15 protein-coding genes and 1 tRNA gene are annotated in these 16160 nt (G+C 62.4%); 9 read left to right on the forward strand and 7 right to left on the reverse strand.

Annotated features, from left to right (window positions below; genetic code table 11):
• Positions 1-19: 19 nt before the first annotated feature.
• Positions 20-784 (reverse strand): DNA/RNA nuclease SfsA, encoded by a 765-nt coding sequence (sfsA, locus tag SynRS9902_RS01190; protein WP_186509688.1) that lies wholly within the window; start codon positions 782-784, stop codon positions 20-22.
• Positions 785-852: 68 nt separating this feature from the next.
• Between sfsA and murJ the strand changes: the two genes are divergently transcribed.
• A complete protein-coding gene (gene murJ, locus SynRS9902_RS01195; protein ID WP_186509689.1) occupies positions 853-2460 on the forward strand; it encodes a murein biosynthesis integral membrane protein MurJ in 1608 nt (535 codons plus the stop codon).
• On the opposite strand, the gene SynRS9902_RS01200 is transcribed toward murJ, so the two are convergent.
• From SynRS9902_RS01200 to SynRS9902_RS01210, 3 genes are read right to left on the reverse strand one after another with little or no spacing between them, the layout of a single operon-like run.
• Positions 2447-2710 carry a hypothetical protein gene (locus SynRS9902_RS01200; RefSeq protein ID WP_011363280.1) on the reverse strand — a complete coding sequence of 88 codons (264 nt, stop codon included), beginning with the start codon at positions 2708-2710 and terminating at the stop codon, positions 2447-2449. The two genes, murJ and SynRS9902_RS01200, sit on opposite strands and share 14 nt — an antisense overlap.
• A 27-nt stretch (positions 2711-2737) precedes the next feature.
• The gene (locus SynRS9902_RS01205; RefSeq protein ID WP_011363281.1) at positions 2738-3028 is read right to left on the reverse strand and encodes a DUF3181 family protein; all 291 of its coding nucleotides are present in this window, start codon (positions 3026-3028) and stop codon (positions 2738-2740) included.
• 42 nt (positions 3029-3070) lie between these two features.
• The gene (locus SynRS9902_RS01210; protein ID WP_186509690.1) at positions 3071-3316 is read right to left on the reverse strand and encodes a hypothetical protein; all 246 of its coding nucleotides are present in this window, start codon (positions 3314-3316) and stop codon (positions 3071-3073) included.
• A gap of 88 nt (positions 3317-3404) precedes the next feature.
• Between SynRS9902_RS01210 and SynRS9902_RS01215 the strand changes: the two genes are divergently transcribed.
• The 7 genes from SynRS9902_RS01215 (at position 3405) to SynRS9902_RS01245 (ending at position 9940) form a co-directional block, all read left to right on the forward strand.
• Positions 3405-3478, forward strand: a tRNA-Arg gene (locus SynRS9902_RS01215).
• Between the two features lie 95 nt (positions 3479-3573).
• Positions 3574-4863: a serine hydroxymethyltransferase gene (gene glyA / locus SynRS9902_RS01220; protein ID WP_255446162.1), complete on the forward strand. Its 1290-nt coding sequence runs from the start codon at positions 3574-3576 to the stop codon at positions 4861-4863.
• Positions 4864-4979: 116 nt separating this feature from the next.
• A complete protein-coding gene (locus SynRS9902_RS01225; protein WP_186509691.1) occupies positions 4980-6122 on the forward strand; it encodes a glycosyltransferase family 4 protein in 1143 nt (380 codons plus the stop codon).
• Positions 6115-7374 carry a competence/damage-inducible protein A gene (locus tag SynRS9902_RS01230; RefSeq protein WP_186510473.1) on the forward strand — a complete coding sequence of 420 codons (1260 nt, stop codon included), beginning with the start codon at positions 6115-6117 and terminating at the stop codon, positions 7372-7374. The genes SynRS9902_RS01225 and SynRS9902_RS01230 overlap by 8 nt, the downstream gene beginning before the upstream one ends.
• 26 nt (positions 7375-7400) lie before the next feature.
• Complete coding sequence (gene leuC / locus SynRS9902_RS01235) at positions 7401-8819, forward strand: 3-isopropylmalate dehydratase large subunit (RefSeq protein ID WP_186509692.1); 1419 nt, start codon at positions 7401-7403, stop codon at positions 8817-8819.
• Positions 8819-9433, forward strand: coding sequence for a 3-isopropylmalate dehydratase small subunit (leuD, locus tag SynRS9902_RS01240; RefSeq protein ID WP_186509693.1), 615 nt, complete (start codon positions 8819-8821; stop codon positions 9431-9433). The genes leuC and leuD overlap by 1 nt, the downstream gene beginning before the upstream one ends.
• Positions 9434-9496: 63 nt before the next feature.
• Entirely contained in the window at positions 9497-9940 is a 444-nt protein-coding gene (locus SynRS9902_RS01245) for a pentapeptide repeat-containing protein (protein WP_186509694.1), read from the forward strand.
• On the opposite strand, the gene SynRS9902_RS01250 is transcribed toward SynRS9902_RS01245, so the two are convergent.
• Together SynRS9902_RS01250 and SynRS9902_RS01255 are read right to left on the reverse strand one after the other, a co-directional pair.
• Positions 9941-12811 carry a DUF3769 domain-containing protein gene (locus SynRS9902_RS01250; protein ID WP_255446163.1) on the reverse strand — a complete coding sequence of 957 codons (2871 nt, stop codon included), beginning with the start codon at positions 12809-12811 and terminating at the stop codon, positions 9941-9943. It lies immediately after the preceding gene.
• 74 nt (positions 12812-12885) lie between these two features.
• Complete coding sequence (locus SynRS9902_RS01255; RefSeq protein WP_006042333.1) at positions 12886-13005, reverse strand: photosystem II reaction center protein I; 120 nt, start codon at positions 13003-13005, stop codon at positions 12886-12888.
• A 64-nt stretch (positions 13006-13069) separates the two neighbouring features.
• On the opposite strand from SynRS9902_RS01255, the gene SynRS9902_RS01260 reads away from it, so the two are divergent.
• Positions 13070-16009 carry a glycoside hydrolase family 38 C-terminal domain-containing protein gene (locus SynRS9902_RS01260; RefSeq protein ID WP_255446164.1) on the forward strand — a complete coding sequence of 980 codons (2940 nt, stop codon included), beginning with the start codon at positions 13070-13072 and terminating at the stop codon, positions 16007-16009.
• On the opposite strand, the gene psbN is transcribed toward SynRS9902_RS01260, so the two are convergent.
• Positions 15997-16137 (reverse strand): photosystem II reaction center protein PsbN, encoded by a 141-nt coding sequence (psbN, locus tag SynRS9902_RS01265; protein ID WP_011363291.1) that lies wholly within the window; start codon positions 16135-16137, stop codon positions 15997-15999. The two genes, SynRS9902_RS01260 and psbN, sit on opposite strands and share 13 nt — an antisense overlap.
• Between the last annotated feature and the right edge of the window lie 23 nt (positions 16138-16160).

The raw sequence follows: 16160 nt of genomic DNA on the forward strand, positions 1-16160 counted from the left end.
GTTCGATCTGCTACCAAAATCAATCTAGGTGGACTAGGCGTGTCCCCTGCCAGTGCACCGCATCGGCGCTGAAGCTGAAGCAGCACGGCAGAACTTCCACGCCGCTGTTGGTGGCCTGACGAAACAGCTCCCCGTAGCGCGGATCAGCGCTGTCACCGGGAGCAAAGGCAGTCACGTCAGGTCGGCTGAGGCAGGGAACCAGCACCGCCCGCGCGTCCGGAAGGACCCCCATCAGCTCAATCAGATGCTTCTGCCCCCGTTCGGTCACCGTGTCGGGGAACAGGGCCGTGCTGCCGTCGGTCCAGGTGGTGTTCTTCACCTCCAGGTAGATCGGTCGTTGATCAGGGTTCTGCGCGGATGGCGTCAGCAGGAGGTCGATCCGGCTGCGTTTGTTGGTGCCATAGGCCACTTCAGCGCGGATCCCCTCAATGCCCCCGAGCTGGGCCTCCAGGCACCCCGCTTCGACCGTGGCACGAATTAGTCGGTTGGGCAGGGCCGTGTTGATGCCCACCCAGCAAGGTTGGCCATCGGCACCTGGCACCTCGGCTTGCTCCCAGGTCCAGGCCAGCTTGCGTTTGGGGGAGGGGGCGTAACGCAGACGCACCCGTTGGCCAGGGATCAAGACTCCGCTCATCGGGCCGGTGTTGGCGCAATGGGCGGTGACGGTCTCGCCGCTGCTCAGCTCCACATCGGCCAGGAAGCGTTTGTAGCGCTTCAGCAGCACGCCCTCCGTAAGGGGTTCAAAGCGCAGCAGGGCATCGCCCGGAGAGGGAAGGCCAGTCATGGCAGCAGCCGAGATTGGCCCATGGTCTCGTGTGGTGCCTCCACAATGCGCCCAATGCTGGGGGCCGAATGGCGCGTTCACTAAAGGGGATCGCACTTGTGGTGACCCTCGGCACCTTGCTGAGCAAGGCGGGTGGCCTGATTCGGCAGCTGGTGATCGCAGCGGCCTTCGGGGTGGGCGCTGCCTATGACGCCTACAACTACGCCTATGTGCTGCCTGGATTTCTCCTGATCTTGCTCGGGGGAATCAATGGCCCCTTCCACAGCGCCATGGTGAGCGTGCTGAGCCGGCGCCCCCGAGCGGAAGGGGCGCACATCCTTGCGGCGCTCAACACCAGCGTCAGTGCTCTGTTGCTCCTGGTCACCATCGTTCTGGTGCTGGCGGCGGATCCCCTGATCACCCTTGTGGGCCCTGGCCTTGCTCCTGAGCTTCACGCCATCGCACGGGTCCAGCTGCAGGTGATGGCGCCGATGGCACTGCTGGTCGGGCTGATCGGGCTGGGCTTCGGGTCCCTCAACGCCGCAGACGAATTTTGGATCCCTGCGATTTCACCGCTGATGTCCAGCGGGGCCTTGATCCTGGGGGTGGGACTGCTCTGGTGGCAGCTCGGTGCTGACATCGCCTTGCCATCCGCCGCCATGACAGGTGGTGTGGTGCTGGCCTTGGCCACGTTGGTGGGGGCCTTGCTGCAGTGGTTGATCCAGCTGCCGGCGTTGATCCGGCAGGGGTTAGCCCGTTTCCAACTGGTATGGGACTGGCGACACCCGGGAGTGCGGGAGGTGTGGCGTGTGATGGGGCCGGCGACGTTGTCGTCGGGAATGCTTCAGATCAATGTGTTCACTGATCTGTTTTTCGCCTCCGGCATCCTCGGTGCGGCGGCGGGTCTGGGGTACGCCAATTTGCTGGTGCAAACCCCCCTGGGCCTGATCTCGAATGCACTGCTGGTGCCCTTGCTGCCCACTTTTTCCAGGCTCACGGCTCCGCAGGATCGTCCTCAGCTGATCGATCGGATCCGCCAGGGGTTGATGCTGTCTGCGGCATCGATGATCCCGCTGGGGGGACTGTTCATTGCGTTGGGTGGCCCCATCGTCGCCCTGGTGTACGAGCGTGGTGCCTTCGATGCATCAGCCGCACAGCTGGTAACGGGCCTATTGATGGCCTATGGGCTGGGCATGCCGGCCTACCTCGGCCGGGATGTGCTGGTGCGCGTCTTCTATGCCCTGGGGGATGGAACGACGCCTTTTCGGCTCTCGCTGGCGGGGATCGGTCTGAACGTGGTTTTTGACTGGCTGCTGGTGGGTGGTCCGACCCCTTGGGGGAATCAGTCACCGTTCAATTTCGGTGCGCCCGGGTTGGTGCTCGCCACGGTTGCCATCAACCTGCTCACCTGCCTCGCCCTGTTGGTGGGTCTGCAGCAACAGGTTGGAGGCCTGCCACTGCGGCGCTGGGGGATGGATCTGCTGCGGCTCGCCATCGCAGGAGTTCTGGCAGCGGGGTGTGCGTGGATCCTGGTGACCGTCGTGCCCTGGCCCGCAGGGTTGCTGGGCCTGCTGCTGCAGGTGTCTGCCCCTGGCCTGCTGGGCTTGGCTTTGTTTGCCTTAATCGGTGCACAACTCAAGGTGCCGGAAGTTCGTGAGATCACGCAGTTGGTGGTTGGCCGATTCAGGGCTCGCTGAGACGAACATCGAGTTCTTCACGCACCTGGATGGGCAACTCCAGCTGCTCGCGACCCACGAGTTGAGGGCCCTGAACAGACACAATCCGGGCCTCGATGCCGAACTCTTTGAACGCGGTTTCCAGTTCCTGAATCAGAGCTTTCTCAACTTGAGCCTCCGCATCCACCACCCGGCCGATCAGCCGTTCACCCAGGCGGCCAATGCGTTGGCGCACCAATTCTCTTGAGTTGGTGACTTCAATGATCAGCACACCAACGGCGGCGGATGGAGTGCAACCTTATCCGCAGTATGGCTCGAGGATCTCTTCAAGATCACGCAGCTGGGCTGGGGGGATCAGCTTGGAGAGGGGAAGTTGACTCGCCCCACCCGCCAGAGGCACCTTGACGGCGTCGAGGGCCTGCCGGGCTGCCACCTCAGCACCTTGATTGACGCGGGCACTGCATTCGATCGCCAGGGCTGAGGCCAGGTCGGCATCGCCGAGGTAAAGATGCCAACCGCTGATCTGAACGTAGAGGCGGTCAGCCAGAGCACTCTGAAGGTCCTGCAGGTCGCTGGCGGAGAGGGACATCAGCCCAGAAGGATCGTGGTGTGGATTGCCTCCATGCTGGCTTTATTCCTCAGGCTTGGGTCGCTGAAGAATCACCCAAATCAACTGGCCCAGCCACAGGGTTGCCCAGAGGCTGGTGATCCAGACCAGGCTTCCGCCAGTGAAGGGGTGGCGCATCTCCTGTAGAAACCAGCCGCCGCTGTTAACCGCGGCGAACACGCCGCCGTGCAGGCACAGGTTCACGATGCGCTCGAAATGCCGGTAGGTCGGATCCTCAGGGTCAGCGGGGCCATACCAGCGGATCGGCATTGCTCGGGGTCAGAAACACCTGAATCCTGACGCGCCCCGCACCCGGTTGACGAGCGGACCCTCGATGGGGTCTGATGGTTTGGCGCAAGCGCTTGTAGCTCAGCGGATTAGAGCATCTGACTACGGATCAGAGGGTCGGGAGTTCGAATCTCTCCAGGCGCGTTTCAACTGCCCCCGAAGGGCAGTTTTTTTTTGGTTGATCGGTCGGGCTGATCGCTGCGGTTTCTTACGATTGGTCAAAGCTTTGCTGACATTTCATGGGCCAGGCCTCTGGACGCGCCATCGACGCTGATCTGGCTCAGTCGGATCCCGATATCGCGGCGTTCATTAACCAGGAACGGCAGCGTCAGGAAACCCACCTCGAGCTGATCGCATCCGAGAACTTTGCGTCCCGTGCGGTGATGCAGGCCCAGGGTTCCGTTCTCACCAACAAGTACGCCGAGGGTCTGCCCAGCAAGCGGTATTACGGCGGTTGTGAGCACGTTGATGCCATTGAAGAACTGGCCATCGAGCGGGCCAAGCAGTTGTTTGGTGCCGCCTGGGCCAATGTTCAGCCCCACAGTGGGGCCCAGGCCAACTTCGCCGTCTTCCTGGCGCTGCTGCAGCCCGGCGACACGATCATGGGGCTGGATCTGTCCCATGGCGGTCACCTCACCCATGGTTCCCCGGTCAACGTCAGCGGAAAGTGGTTCAAAGTCGTCCAGTACGGCGTCGACAAGCAGACCCAACGCCTCGATATGGAGGCGATCCGCCAGCTGGCTTTGGAGCACAAGCCGAAGCTGATTGTCTGTGGCTATTCCGCCTATCCACGCACCATCGACTTCGCTGCCTTCCGTGCCATCGCTGACGAAGTGGGTGCCTATCTGCTGGCAGACATGGCCCACATCGCTGGCCTCGTGGCCGCTGGAGTGCATCCCAGCCCGGTGCCCCATTGCGATGTGGTGACCACCACCACCCACAAGACCCTGCGCGGCCCCCGCGGCGGCCTGATCCTCTGCCGCGACGCCGAGTTCGCCAAAAAGTTCGATAAGGCCGTGTTCCCTGGCAGCCAGGGCGGCCCTCTGGAGCACGTGATCGCTGCCAAGGCTGTGGCCTTCGGTGAAGCGTTGCAGCCTTCGTTCAAGGCCTACAGCCAGCAGGTGGTTGCCAATGCAGCTGCCCTCGCCGAACAGCTGATCGCTCGCGGCATCGATGTCGTCAGCGGCGGCACCGACAACCATGTGGTGCTGCTGGATCTGAGGGGTATCAGCATGACTGGAAAGGTGGCTGATCTGTTGGTGAGTGATGTGCACATCACGGCCAACAAAAACACCGTTCCCTTCGATCCCGAATCTCCTTTCGTCACCAGTGGCCTGCGGCTGGGAACCGCTGCCCTCACCACCCGTGGTTTTGATGCGCAGGCCTTCCGGGAGGTTGCTGATGTGATTGCTGATCGTCTTCTCAATCCTGAGGATGATGCGATTCGTCAGCGTTGCCTCGACCGGGTGGCTGCTCTCTGTGAGCGCTTCCCTCTCTACGCCGACAGCAAGCAGCCTGTTCTGGCGTGAGGCTTGGCCCTGGCTCTCGAATGGGGTCGGGGCGGTGTCTGGTTGAACGGTTGCAGGCTCCCTAGGATTGGGGTGACTCCTTCTGACCGGGGGATCGTCTCTTTCCCGGAGCCTGCGTGAACCTCTTGGCCAGCCCTATCGCGGTCGCCTCGGTCAGCTTTCTTTTGGCTGCGGTGACCACCACGGTGCTGGTGCCCCAAGTGCGCCGGATGGGGCTTCGCTTCGGGTGGACCGATCAGCCCGATGAGCGCAAGCAGCATGTCACCCCCATGGTGAGGCTGGGGGGCATTGGCATGGTGCTGGGCTTTGGAACGGCTTTGGCGGCGGTCTGGTCCATGGGGGGCTTCGGCCTGCTGGCACCGGCCAAAGATCAGCTGATCTGGAGCACCCTGGCCGGTTCGCTCTGCTTTTTTCTGATTGGCCTGGCGGACGACCTCTTCGCCCTCTCTCCCTGGCCGCGGTTGGCTGGACAGGTCGCCGTGGCTTGTGCCGTCTGGAGCCAGGGCGTTCGGATTGGAGCGATCGATCTTCCCTGGTTCACCGCTTCAGCCGGTCCGATTGCTCTGCCCGACAGCCTCAGCCTGCTGGCCACCGTTGTTTGGCTGGTGGGAATCACCAACGCCATTAACTGGCTGGATGGCCTCGATGGCCTTGCTGCGGGAGTGGCTGGCATTGCCGCCGTCGGCCTGGTGTCTGTCAGCTTTTCGCTGCATCAGGTGGCTGCCGGATTCCTTGCCGCAGCGCTGGCGGGCTGCTGCCTGGGCTTCCTGCGCCACAACTTCAACCCCGCCCGCATCTTCATGGGGGATGGGGGCTCTTACTTCCTCGGCTTCACCCTTGCCGCCGTGAGCATCGTGGGACCTGCCAAGGGGCTTACGACGGTGAGCCTGCTGCTGCCGTTGCTGATTCTTTCGTTGCCCCTGGCCGACATGTCGGCCGTGATCATGGGCCGTCTGAGGGAAGGCCGTTCCCCCTTCTATCCCGATCGGCGTCACCTCCATCACCGCCTGTTGCGCGCTGGGTTCAGTCATCGGCGCACGGTGCTGTTGATCTACGTCTTCACCCAGTGGCTTGCTGCCCTGGCCCTGGTGGTGGCCAATGCGGAGATGCGCTTCCTCTGGCTGGCTTTGGCCACGGCCATCCTCGTGGCCACGGTGGTGATCAGCCGTCGCCAGCTGCAACAAGAGCGAGCTCTTTTGAACACCAACCCTTGTTCCACCCCTGTTGATCCTGCGGCCCTTGGCGAACCGCGTGGCTGAATCGGGTGTTGAAATCCTGTGCGTGGGCACAGAGCTGTTGTTGGGAGACATCCTCAACGGCAATGCCCGATGGATTGCCGAACAGTTGGCGGGGCTGGGGCTGCCGCATTACCGCCAAACCGTTGTTGGCGACAACAAAGAGCGTTTGATCTCTGCCGTACGCGAGGCATCGCAGCGCTGCAGGGTTCTGGTGACGACAGGGGGTTTGGGCCCAACCCCCGATGACCTCACCACCGAGGCCCTGGCCGCTGCTTTCGACACTCCCTTGGAGGAGCGGCCCGAACTCTGGCTGGAGATCCAGCAGAAGTTATCGGCAGGTGGCCGGCCGGTTGCTTCCAGCAACCGCAGCCAGACTTATCTGCCCCGTGGCGCGGAAGTTCTTCCCAATCCAAAGGGGTCGGCACCGGGAATGATCTGGTCTCCCCGGCCTGATTTCACGATTCTCACCTTCCCGGGGGTGCCTGCGGAAATGCGGGCGATGTGGATGGAAACGGCCGCCCCGTGGCTTCAAGCCAATGGTGGGGCTTCCGGTGTATTCGTGAGCCGTCAGCTCCGCTTCAGCGGCATTGGCGAATCCGATCTGGCTGAGCGCGTTGCCGATTTATTGGAGTCGACCAACCCAACGGTGGCTCCCTATGCCTCCCTCGGCGATGTGAAATTGCGGCTCACGGCCTGTGCGTCCAGTGCCGATACCGCCGCAGAGCTGTTGGTGCCGCTGGAGGCTGAGCTGCGTCGTCGCACGGGCAATCACTGCTATGGCGTCGATGCGGACAGCCTGGCGTCGGTGGTGATCGATCTGCTCAAGCAACGGCACCAGACGCTGGCGGTAGCGGAGTCCTGCACCGGTGGTGGATTGGCGGCAGCCCTGACGTCTGTTCCAGGCTCCTCGTCGGTTTTCCAGGGCGGCGTCGTTGCTTACAGCAATGCGGTGAAACAGGCTGTGCTTGGGGTTTCGCCAGATCTGCTCACTGCCCTTGGCGCTGTTTCACAGCCTGTGGTCGAGGCGATGGCGCGGGCAGCCCGGGAGAAACTCAATTGCGATTGGGCGATTGCCGTCAGCGGCATCGCCGGCCCTGGCGGTGGCAGTGCTGAGAAGCCGGTGGGCTTGGTGCACCTGGCCTTGGCTGGTCCCGATGGCTGTGAGGCCTGGGTGCAGCATTTCGGTGAGCGGCGGGGCCGTGAGGCCATTCAGAAGATGAGCGTGATCCGCGGCTTGGACCGTCTGCGTCTTCGCTTGCTCGCTCAGGTTTAGGGTCAACGGTTCTTGCGGCTGAACTGTTGAGTTCCGGCACCCTCTACGACAAGGTGTGGGACCTGCATCGGGTGGCGGAGCTCCCCGGCGGATCCACCCAACTGTTTGTCGGTCTGCACCTGATCCATGAGGTCACCAGTCCTCAGGCCTTCTCGGCGTTGAAGGACAAGGGGCTGACGGTGCGCTGTCCTGAGCGCACGGTGGCCACGGTGGACCACATCGTTCCAACCACGTCTCAGCAACGGCCGTTCGCCGATCCGTTGGCGGAGGAGATGCTCAGCACCTTGGAGCGGAACTGCCAGGAGCACGGCATCCCTCTCAACAACATTGGCAGCGGCCGGCAGGGCATCGTTCATGTGATTGCCCCGGAGCTGGGCCTGACCCAGCCGGGCATGACGGTGGCCTGCGGTGATTCCCACACCTCCACGCACGGCGCCTTCGGGGCGATCGCCTTCGGGATCGGCACCAGTCAGGTGCGCGATGTGTTGGCCAGCCAGAGCCTGGCCATGAACAAGCTCAAGGTGCGCCGGATTCAGGTGAATGGCCGTCTCGCCGAGGGCGTGTCGGCGAAGGACTTGATCCTGCATGTGATTCGCCACCTGGGGGTGAAGGGCGGCGTTGGCTACGCCTATGAGTTCGCCGGTTCCGCCATCGAGGCGTTGTCGATGGAAGGACGGATGACCCTCTGCAACATGGCGATCGAGGGGGGAGCCCGATGCGGTTACGTCAATCCCGATCAGGTCACCTTTGACTATCTGAAAGGTCGTCCCCATGCCCCCGAGGGTGAGGCCTGGAACCGTGCTGTCGCCTGGTGGAGCTCCTTGGCCACTGATGCCAACGCAACGGTCGACGATGAGGTCGTGTTTGATGCCGCTGCGATTCCACCCACGGTGACCTGGGGCATTACCCCGGGCCAGGGACTGGGGATCGATGAAACGGTGCCAAGCCTTGACCAGCTGGATCCAGGTGAACGGCAGATTGCAGAGGAGGCCTACCGCTACATGGATCTCCAGCCGGGAACGGCCATTTCAGGGGTGCCTGTGGATGTCTGTTTCATCGGCAGCTGCACCAATGGTCGTCTCAGCGATCTGCGTGCGGCTGCCGATGTGGCCCGTGGGCGCCAGGTGGCTGCAGGCATCAAGGCGTTTGTGGTTCCAGGCTCGGAGCAGGTGGCGAAGGCTGCTGAAGTGGAAGGGTTGGATGCGGTGTTCCGTGCCGCAGGTTTTGAGTGGCGGGAGCCCGGCTGCTCGATGTGTCTGGCGATGAACCCGGATCGGCTGGAGGGGCGTCAGATCAGCGCCAGCTCCAGCAACCGCAATTTCAAGGGTCGGCAGGGCTCGGCCAGTGGTCGGACGTTGTTGATGAGTCCAGCCATGGTTGCCGCAGCTGCTGTTAACGGTCGTGTGACCGATGTCCGTACTTTGATTTCTCCGTCCGCATCGTGATGGCTCTCTTCCCGACTGGTCCGATTCAACAGGTGAGTGGAACGGCCATCGCCGTCCCCGGTGAAGATATCGATACCGATCGGATTATTCCGGCACGGTTCCTGAAATGCGTCAGTTTCGAGGCGCTGGGCGACCAGGTGTTTGCCGACGATCGTCTTGAACTCTCCGGTGAGCATCCCTTTGATCAGGCCCGTTATCAGGGGGCCTCGATCCTGGTGGTGAACGGCAATTTCGGCTGCGGTTCCAGCCGTGAGCATGCTCCTCAGGCGTTGATGCGCTGGGGAATTCGCGCGGTGGTTGGGGTGAGTTTTGCCGAGATCTTCTACGGCAACTGCCTCGCCCTTGGCATTCCCTGTGCAACGGCCGCTCCAGAGCAGATCAAGGCGATTCAGGCCCAAGTGGATGGCGATCCCGGGCGCTCCTGGGGCCTCGATCTTGCCGCTTTGCAACTGACCTCAGCCGACTCCAGTTGGCCTGTGTCGATCGATCCCGGCCCTCTGGACATGCTGCGCAGCGGTCGTTGGGATGCCACGTCCCAGCTCCTGGATCATGGCCCCCAGGTTGCGGAATTGATGCAAACACTGCCCTACATCAACCAGTTCGCCGCCAAGTAACAGCCAAGCGCGACTCCTGTGTCTATGAAGGAGATAGGAGTCGCGCTCGGAGGTTGGATCTCAATGGCCCATTTGCTTTCGCGGTTGTTGTTGCCGTTGGCGCCCCTGTTGGTTGTTGCCGGAGTGGCTTCCGTTGGTGCTGTTCCGCTTCAGATTGAGCCCCATGATCCGTTGGACCGCAGCTGTCCAGGCTGTGACCTCCGCCAGGCGGATTTCCGTCAGGCCCATCTGATCGGCGTTGATTTCCGAGGCAGTGACCTACGCGGCGCAGATCTTAGGGAGGCGAATCTGGAAGGTGCTGACCTGACGGGAGCGTTGCTGGAAGGTGCTGACCTGCGGGGAGCCAACCTCACCAATGCTGAGCTGTCCGGCGTGGACTTGCGCAATGCCGATCTGCGGGAGGCTCAGGTGATCAATGCCTATGCACCGAGCGTGCGGACCTCCGGCATGCGCTATGCCGGAGCTTCACTGTTCGGAAGCGATCTGATCATCGGGGGCGGTGATTGATCAGAAGGGTCGATCCGCGTTGGTCGTTTCCATCCAATTCGTTGGGGTGTAAGGCACAAACGGCACACCTGTTCCCTTGAAGTCAAAGTCGTTGAGCCGGAAGCGAACGCCACCAATGCCCTTGTAGGGATTGAAGTAGACCCCCACGTCGTAGCTGCGCCGTTGCCAGCGCAATTCGATGTTGGAGTTGACGGTGCTGCCGTAGAACTTCGAACCGGGATCGACGTTGTAGCTGACGCCGGTGCTCAGCACGACCGGCCCAACAATCTGTTGGGTGAGGCCAACCCCAAGTGTGGCGAGATCGACGTTCCGATCAAAGGCGAACGGGCTGTCGCCGTTTTTCAGGGAGCCGCTGCCGACGATGGAGATCTGCGTGAAATCGAGGAAGGGCTTGCTGAAGTTGCCCAGGGTGATGGTGGGGCCTCCGCTGAGACTCAGGGTCTCCTGGTGGCGGCCATCGCCATAAACGGCAATCGTGGTGTTGACATTCGTATTCAGGCTTAGCCCCGGAACGATGGGAACGGGGGAATAGCGGTAAGCCGCGGTTGGGATGAGCTCCGCTGTCTTCCCCTTGAGCAAAGGAATCTTGCTGGTGATGGATGCGAAAAAGCTGCTCCGCCCACTGCGCAAACGGCGGTTGCTGTTGAAGCGATCGGCGTCGTAGTCCCCGACGGCACCGCGAATGAGGTAGTCGTGATCCACTTCGCCTGTCGACCAGCTGCCCTTGGTCTGGGCATAGACGCCGTAGGCCGCATTGATGTCGGTTTCACCTAGGGAGCCATTCCACGTGCGGTAGCGGTAGGCCCCGAACAGATTGGTGCTCAGCACGCCCAAGCTGCCCATGTCGATGTCCCGGCCAAAACTTCCCCAGTAGCGGCTGCTGTTCAGGATGTCTGCGGGGTCAAAGCTGCTGATGTCGGCGTCGCCGTTCAGTTTGTAGTTCCCGTAGCGGCCGCGCAGTTTGGCGTCCAAGCCAAACAAATCAGCGGCGCTGTTGAAGTCGCCGTCGATGGCGCGCTGCACCATGAACTGGGGTTGAACGGACAGTTCCGTGCTCGTACCGATGGTGAGTGGCTTGAGGTTGCGTCCCACAAAAAGGCCATCACGGTCCCTGTTGTCGATGCCAAGAACGAAGCGGTTCTCCACTTCCTCTTCCTTCTGGATGAGCTGTCGACGGGTGACCGGGATGGGCAGCCGCTCCTCAATGATCAGCCGGTTGCGTCGCGCCGAGATGAGCACATCGCCATTGGCTTGCTCGCGGGCGATCACGTCCTCTGCATCGATTCTGGTTTGCGTCGGCGTGAAGGGATCGTTGCTGAAGCCCATGCGATCAGCCTCCCATCCATCCGCTGTGATCAGGATCTTCGAGGCCTGCACCCTCCAGCGGCTGATAGTGCCGTTGAGGAAATTCGTGCTTCCCAGGCTCTTGAGTTGGGGAACTTTGACTACACCGAAGCGGTTTTCATCCCTGACGGAAGAATTCAGGCGTTGAACGGGGATGCCACTGCGCCGTTCGATGCTGAAGCTGCCCTGGAGGTCGACGTCTGAGATGCGCTGGTCGATCTTGGCGATCGCCTCAGTGCGCATGGCCTGCTGCTTGGCTGGCGGGATTGCTGGCTGTTCGCTTTTGGTCTGAGTGGGAACATGACGCTGGGGATCACCTCCGTCGCCCAGGGCAATCGATTCGAGGCGCTCGGAGAGAGAAGAGGGCTTGACGCGTTGGTCGTGATCCGCCGGGTCGTCGCACTCCGGTAGGGGAGGGATAATGGCGCTCACAGGCTTGGGTGTCTCCCGTCCCCAGCGGTAGCGCAGGCCCAGCAAGTAGGCATTGCTTCCCTCAGAGACTCCTCCATAGGTGCCGAAGGCGCCCGAGCGGTGGTGAATCCGGCCAACGACTGACAAGTCGGAGGAGATGGCCGCTTCCAGTTCGATGCCCAGATAATTAAGCAGTTGGGTGTAATTTTTCCGGTGTGTTTTCTCATAAAGGCTCACAGTGCTGTTGTAGCTGATTCCCTCCAGGACGCTGAAGCTCAGCCAAGGTTGTAGCCAGATGCGAGCCCCGATCCCAAAGATCCCTTCTCCAAAGTTCTGTTTGGCGAGATCGGCATAAGGCTTGTCCTGATTGAATTTCCCTCCTGATTGCTGTTGAGAGATGTGGCCGAACAAGTCAGCCTCAAGTTCAATGGCAAATGGACCAGCACGCATGATCCGTTTCTGTACGCCGACGCCCAGCACCGCTTCGGGACGCATGCGACCGTTGAACAGGAAGGTGTCACCGAAGTTGGCATCAATCATCTGCCCGCCCCAGGCAGTCACTGCCCACGGTTGTGGATGCCAGTCGGGAACCGGAGGAAGCAGTGGCGGGCAGGCCACGGTCGGCATGCCTTCACGGCTGGCTGGCGTGGGTGGCTCCGGTGGGGCTGATGCCGTTCGAGACGTGGTTAATGGGTTGGCGAGGGGCTCTTCAAGGTCGATGACCCCGTAGACATCGTTGAGCTGCCCTTCGTTCTGGACGAGGTTGTAGCGGAAGCTCGACGCTTGGAAAAACTGATTGCCGCGCCTGAAACGGACGGCGCCTCGGGCGTAGAGCGTGCGGTAGGCCGCATCAAATTCGATCCGATCGGCGTGCAGTTCGGCGTTCCCGAGCCGAACAGAAACGTTGCCTTCGGCAATCGTGGCCTTCGACTTGGTGTCGGTGTATTGGCGGTCAGCTCGAACGTTCAGGCTCGCTGGTGCTGAAGCAACTTTCTCTGGCGTTGATTCAGCCGAACCTGCCGCTGCGGGCAACACGGACATCGTCCCTGTGATCAGGGTTCCGGTCAATGCAAAAAGAAGGCGGTGCGCCGCCAAGGCAATGCTGCTGCGGCCCATGAGCTTGGCAGCTCATTTCAGAAATAACGCTCCGCTCAGACCAGTGTGTGGCGCGGTCTGAGCGGAATGTTGAATCAATCTTCCAGGTCTTTGCGGCTGGGGGTGCGGCTTGGATCGCTCGCAAGGAACCCGAACACGAAGATGCCGAGGAAGAAGAAGACGACCGAGTAAACGGAGATCTTGAGGGCGAGCATGGAGACCGACCGGCGTCTGTGACAAGGGCATCATCCTATGGGGCATGACAGCGTCTGCAGGGGAATGAACCCTGATCAAGTCGGTCGATCGGAGTGGATTGAAACGTTTCGCAGTCGCTCGCGGCGTGATCTGCGTGCCGGTTGGCGCCGCTCAGGCGCCACCCAGGCAGGGTTTTTTCTCGACGAAAGCTGGGGAGCAACGCACCGGCCGGACTGGGCCAAGCGCGGCCTGTTGATCTGGCCCAGGGGACGCCAATGGTTGCGTCTTGAGCAGCGGTTGAGCTGGCCTGATGGCTGGAGTAACCGTGATTCCTACCGTGCCCGGCTGGTGCTGAGCTGGTGGGCCGAGCAGATGCGTCTCTGGGTGGATGGCGTGCTGGTGCATGAGGGGGATCTGTTCGATACCGCCTGTCGCTGGCCGCTGCCTGGGCGTTGTCGTCAGGGGGCTGCACTGGATCTTGTGCTGGAGCTCTGCAGCCCCCTGCATGACGATGGAGCTCTGATCAGCAGCCATCTCGACCTGGAGCCGCAGACCGCAGGCCCCGATCCCGAGGGCACGCTGTTGCCTGCGGCACTGGAGCTGCATCTGGCGGCGGACGGAGACCTGCCGCCGCATTGGGCGGAGCTGGATCCCAGCGGTGCAAAGGCGCAGGCTGCTGTTGCAGCTCATCTGCACCAGGCAGAGCCGCTACGAGGGTTGTTGCATTGGCTGGGTCATGCTCATCTCGATCTGGCTTGGCTTTGGCCGGTCGCTGACACCTGGCAGGCCGCTGAACGCACCTTCCGATCAACGTTGGCTCTGATGCGTCGCTGGCCCGAGCTGCGCTTTGCCCATTCCACGCCGGCGCTTTATGCATGGATGGAGCAACATCGGCCTGCTCTATTTGCGGAGATTCAGGCGGCCAGCCGGGCCGGCCGCTGGGAACCGATCAATGGCCCCTGGGTGGAGACCGACTGTGTGCTGGTCAGCACGGCGTCGTTGTGGAATCAGTTCGCTCTCGGTCAGGACGACAGCCGCCGCCGTTTCCCGGAGTGGACCCATGAGTTGGCCTGGTTGCCGGACAGCTTTGGCTTCGCTGCTGGTCTGCCTGCCGTGGCATCAGCCACCGGTGTGCGCTGGTTCTGCACCCACAAGCTGGCCTGGAATGCTGACAACCCTTTCCCCCACCGCTTGTTCCGCTGGCGCGCACGGGGACGTTCGGAACTGCACAGCCTGATGCTGCCGCCGATCGGACGCCGCGCCGATCCCCTGGAGATGCTGGACGAGCAGCGGGCCTGGCGTCAGACCACAGGGCTGGAGGCGGCGCTCTGGATTCCAGGCGTTGGTGATCACGGTGGTGGTCCCACCGAGGAGTTGCTGGAGCAGATCGAGCTCTGGGAAGGGCAAGCGGCGGCCTTGCCCACCCGAGCCGGCACGGTGCGGGAGTTCTTGGCCGAGCTGGAGCAGGGTGATCAGGCCTGGCCGGTGTGGCGCGACGAGCTTTTCCTGGAGTTGCACCGCGGTTGCGCCACAAGCCGTCCTGATCAGAAGCGCCACAACCGAACGCTTGAACGGCTCTTGCGGGAGGCTGATGCAGTCTCAGCCCTGTTGGCGATTGCAGGTCGCGACAGCGGCAGCAGCGATTGGCGCCCGCTGTTGTTCCAGCAGTTTCACGACATCCTTCCGGGAACCTCGATCCCGGAGGTGTTTGACCAGGCGGAACCGGTCTGGCGCTCGGCCCGGCGCCAGGCCCGCCAGGAACGCGATCGGCGGCTGGCAAGGCTGCCGCGTGCGAAGGACACAGCAGCGGCGTGGAGTTGGTGGGGGCTGCAGCCCTTGGCCTCCTGGTCGCCTCTGGTTCGCCTTCCTGCGGGATCGTGGTCAGCGGATGCCGTTTCACTGCCGCAGCAAAATGCCGCTGCTGGTGGTACCTGGGTGCAGCTACCGCGTCAGCATGGGATTTGTTCGGTGCCGCTCCGGCGTGAACCAGGCTTGACGTCCTGTGCGGCTGAGCCCCGTCAGGCTGTGGTCATCACGTCGCTGGGGGCGGGAGCTTGGCGTGTGGGCAATGGTCTGATCGAGCTCGATATCTCCTCGGCCGGACTGCTGGCCTTGCGGGATCGCGATGGACGGGACCAGTTGTCGTCTTCCCTGCAGTTGGAGCGCTATCGGGACCGGGGCGAATTCTGGGATGCCTGGGATCTTGCGGCGGACTACCGATCTCAGCCCCTGGGGGTGCTCTGTACGGATTCCCTGGAGTGGCTCGATCAGGGGCCCCTGATGGCGCATCTGGTGCTACGGCGCCAGCTCGGTGCCAGTTGCATGCGTCTGGACCTGCGGCTGAAGGCGGACACGCCCTGGCTGGAGCTGATCTGCGGTATCGACTGGCGCCAGACCCATGAGTTGCTGCGTCTTGAGCTGCCGCTGGCGACCCCCGCCGTCCGCATCGCTGCCGACACCAGTGGAGGGGTGATCGAACGCCCCGCTGCACCGATGACGGCTCGGGAGCAAGCCCGTTGGGAAGTGCCTGTGATCTCCTGGTTCGCCTCGCAGTCGGCGGCTCCCGGAGGCGGGATGGCTGTGTTGCTGGACGGCCCCCAGGGTGTGGATTGGTCTTCAGACCGACTTGGCATTTCGCTGCTGCGGGGCCCAACCTGGCCAGATCCCAGCGCTGATCAGGGGTGGCATCGCCAGCGCTTGGCCCTCATGCCGTTCGCCGGCTCATGGAGCGATGCCGGTGTGTCGCAGGCGGCCATTGCCTTTCGTGAGCCCGGGTGGTGTGCGGACTTGCCGGCGGAGCAGCGTCAATGGTTTCCACCGCTGCCGCTTCCACTCACGCCGGTGGGGTTGGAGCGCCATGCCGATGGTTGCGTGCTGAAGCTGCTCAATTCGGGATCAGCCCGCTGTCGCTGGACCCCTGGAGCGGGGTGGCGGGTCCGCAGGGAAGCCGACTCAATGGCCGCCTCTGCCGTGGTGATCACTCCAGGAGAACTCGTCTCCGTGGTGGTGGATCAGTCCTCGTGATCGTCGAACGGGTCGTCGAGTGCTTTTGATGGTGGGCCAAAAGCCTGATACACGCCAAATCCGGTGAGTCCGAACAAAACGGCGAGCACGCCAATGGCGACGGACAGGGCTGGGGACGACGTTTCCATCACATCTCTCGACAGGATCAACC

This window comes from Synechococcus sp. RS9902, from assembly GCF_014279635.1.
In the GTDB taxonomy this organism is placed as follows: domain Bacteria; phylum Cyanobacteriota; class Cyanobacteriia; order PCC-6307; family Cyanobiaceae; genus Parasynechococcus.

What these genes read in the sequence shown, in the direction of transcription:
- sfsA (WP_186509688.1), bottom strand. Translation starts at nt 784, where the DNA reads ATGACTGGCCTTCCCTCTCCGGGCGATGCCCTGCTGCGCTTTGAACCC.
- murJ (WP_186509689.1), top strand. Translation starts at nt 853, where the DNA reads ATGGCGCGTTCACTAAAGGGGATCGCACTTGTGGTGACCCTCGGCACC.
- SynRS9902_RS01205 (WP_011363281.1), bottom strand. Translation starts at nt 3,028, where the DNA reads ATGTCCCTCTCCGCCAGCGACCTGCAGGACCTTCAGAGTGCTCTGGCT.
- SynRS9902_RS01210 (WP_186509690.1), bottom strand. Translation starts at nt 3,316, where the DNA reads ATGCCGATCCGCTGGTATGGCCCCGCTGACCCTGAGGATCCGACCTAC.
- glyA (WP_255446162.1), top strand. Translation starts at nt 3,574, where the DNA reads ATGGGCCAGGCCTCTGGACGCGCCATCGACGCTGATCTGGCTCAGTCG.
- leuD (WP_186509693.1), top strand. Translation starts at nt 8,819, where the DNA reads ATGGCTCTCTTCCCGACTGGTCCGATTCAACAGGTGAGTGGAACGGCC.
- SynRS9902_RS01245 (WP_186509694.1), top strand. Translation starts at nt 9,497, where the DNA reads ATGGCCCATTTGCTTTCGCGGTTGTTGTTGCCGTTGGCGCCCCTGTTG.
- SynRS9902_RS01250 (WP_255446163.1), bottom strand. Translation starts at nt 12,811, where the DNA reads ATGGGCCGCAGCAGCATTGCCTTGGCGGCGCACCGCCTTCTTTTTGCA.
- SynRS9902_RS01255 (WP_006042333.1), bottom strand. Translation starts at nt 13,005, where the DNA reads ATGCTCGCCCTCAAGATCTCCGTTTACTCGGTCGTCTTCTTCTTCCTC.
- SynRS9902_RS01260 (WP_255446164.1), top strand. Translation starts at nt 13,070, where the DNA reads ATGAACCCTGATCAAGTCGGTCGATCGGAGTGGATTGAAACGTTTCGC.
- psbN (WP_011363291.1), bottom strand. Translation starts at nt 16,137, where the DNA reads ATGGAAACGTCGTCCCCAGCCCTGTCCGTCGCCATTGGCGTGCTCGCC.